Raw genomic sequence first — 2,150 nt, forward strand, 5'->3', positions numbered from 1 at the left:
CCACCTGCCGCCGGGCCCGGCCGTCGCGCTCACCCTGTGCAGCGCCGCCGCCGCGCTGTGTCTGTCGGCGTCCGTGCTGTGGCTGCTCGGCCGTCCCGCGCCCCACGCGTAGGCGGCCCGCCCCACCCGCGTCCGCCGTTCACCCCCCACCTCAACTCATCGGAAGGACAACAGAGTTGACCTCCGCACCACTCGCCGCCGTCACCGGAGCCGAGGGGTTCATCGGCTCCCATCTCACCGAGGCACTGGTCGCCTCCGGGCACCGGGTACGAGCCATGGCCCAGTACAATTCCTTCTCTTCCTACGGCTGGTTGGAGACCCTGCACCCGGACGTCCTCGACCAGGTGGAGATCGTCCTCGGCGACGTCCGCGACCCGGGCTCGGTCCGCGGTCTCCTCGAAGGCGCCGACACCGCCTACCACTTGGCCGCGCTGATCGCGATCCCGTACTCCTACCAGGCGCCGCACAGTTACGTGGACACCAACGTCACCGGCACCCTCAACGTGCTGGAGGCGGTCCGCGCGCTGGGCACGCCCCGGCTCGTTCACACCTCGACCAGCGAGACCTACGGCACCGCCCAGACCGTGCCGATCACCGAGGACCACCCCATCAACACCCAGTCCCCGTACGCCGCTTCGAAGGCGGGCGGCGACCGGCTGGCCGACAGCTACCACGCGAGCTTCGCGACGCCCGTGGTGACACTGCGCCCCTTCAACACCTTCGGGCCACGCCAGTCGATGCGGGCCGTCATCCCGACCGTCATCGGCCAAGTGGCCGCCGGGGAACGGACGATCACCCTCGGCGACCTGCGCCCCACCCGGGACTTCACCTACGTCAAGGACACCGCGCAGGCGTTCCTGGCCGTCGGTACCGCGCCTGCCGTGCAGGTGGTGGGCCGCACCTTCAACGCCGGTACCGGCGGCGAGATCTCGGTCGGCGACCTGGTCGCGCTGATCGGCAAGGTGATGGACACCCCGCTCGACATGCGCGAGGACACTGCGCGCATCAGACCCGCCAACTCCGAGGTGATGCGGCTGGTCGCGGACGCGAGCCGGCTCGCCGCCGCGACCGGCTGGCAGCCCGCGCACACCTTTGAGGAAGGGCTCGCGCAAACCGTGGAGTTCTTCCGCGACCCGGCCAACCTCGCCCGGTACAAGACCGGCATCTACAACATCTGAACCGTCGGGCACCGCCCTCGCGACCCCCACCAATCTCACGAAGGAGGAGTCCCATGCATGCAGTGATCCTGGCGGGAGGCAAGGGTGTCCGGCTGCGGCCCTACACCACGGCGCTGCCCAAGCCGCTCGTCCCCATCGGCGACCAGCACGCCATCCTGGAGATCGTGCTGCGCCAGCTGGCCACGGCCGGCTTCACCCACGTCACCATCGCCATCGGCCACCTCGGCGAGATCATCCGCGCCTACGTCGGCGACGGCACCCAGTGGGGCATGGAGATCGACTACGCCACCGAGGAAAGCCCGTTGGGCACCCTGGGCCCGCTGCTCACCCTCCGCGAGAAGCTGCCCGAGACCTTCCTGGTGATGAACGGCGACGTCCTGACCGACCTCGACTACGCGGACATGCTGCACACGCACGAGGAATCGGGGGCGCCGCTGACCATCGCCACGTACGCCCGCAAGGTGCACATCGACTTCGGGGTGCTGACCACCGACCTGTCGAAGGTGGTCGCCTTCACCGAGAAGCCGAGCATCGACTACCGCGTCTCCATGGGCGTCTACGGCGTCTCCCGCGACACCCTGGACGGCTACACGCCCGGGCTGCCGCTGGGCTTCGACGAGCTGGTCCTGGACCTGATACGGGATCAGAACCAGCCGCACGCCTACGACTTCGGGGGCTACTGGCTCGACATCGGACGCCCCGACGACTACGACCGGGCCAATGCCGAGTTCACCTCCCGCAAGTCCCATCTCCTCAAGGGGGCCTGAGCACCCCATGCGCATCCTCGTCCTGGGCTCCACCGGCTATCTCGGAGCCCATGTCGCCGAACGCCTGCGCACCCTGCGGGGTGCGCAGGTCCTCCGGGCCGGCCGCTCTCCCGACGCGGACCACCAGGTCGACCTCGCCTCCGTCCGTCCGGAGGAGCTGGCCAGGACCCTGGCCTCGGTCGCGCCCGACGCAGTGGTCAACTGC

Annotated in this window: 3 protein-coding genes; all 3 read left to right on the plus strand. The window is 69.7% G+C overall.

Annotated features, from left to right (window positions below; translation table 11 throughout):
* The first annotated feature begins 176 nt into the window (after nt 1–176).
* The gene (locus R6V09_RS51635) at nt 177–1,178 is read left to right on the plus strand and encodes a GDP-mannose 4,6-dehydratase (protein ID WP_317888326.1); all 1,002 of its coding nucleotides are present in this window, start codon (nt 177–179) and stop codon (nt 1,176–1,178) included.
* Nucleotides 1,179–1,231: 53 nt separating this feature from the next.
* A complete protein-coding gene (locus R6V09_RS51640; RefSeq protein ID WP_317888327.1) occupies nt 1,232–1,945 on the plus strand; it encodes a nucleotidyltransferase family protein in 714 nt (237 codons plus the stop codon).
* 7 nt (nt 1,946–1,952) lie between these two features.
* On the plus strand, nt 1,953–2,150 hold a 198-nt coding region (locus R6V09_RS51645), incomplete at its 3' end, for an NAD-dependent epimerase/dehydratase family protein (protein WP_317888328.1).

It is taken from the genome of Streptomyces sp. W16 (genome assembly GCF_033194735.1).
Taxonomy (GTDB): domain Bacteria; phylum Actinomycetota; class Actinomycetes; order Streptomycetales; family Streptomycetaceae; genus Streptomyces.

Coding starts and splice junctions, on each gene's coding strand:
- R6V09_RS51640 (WP_317888327.1), top strand. CDS start 1,232: ATGCATGCAGTGATCCTGGCGGGAGGCAAGGGTGTCCGGCTGCGGCCC.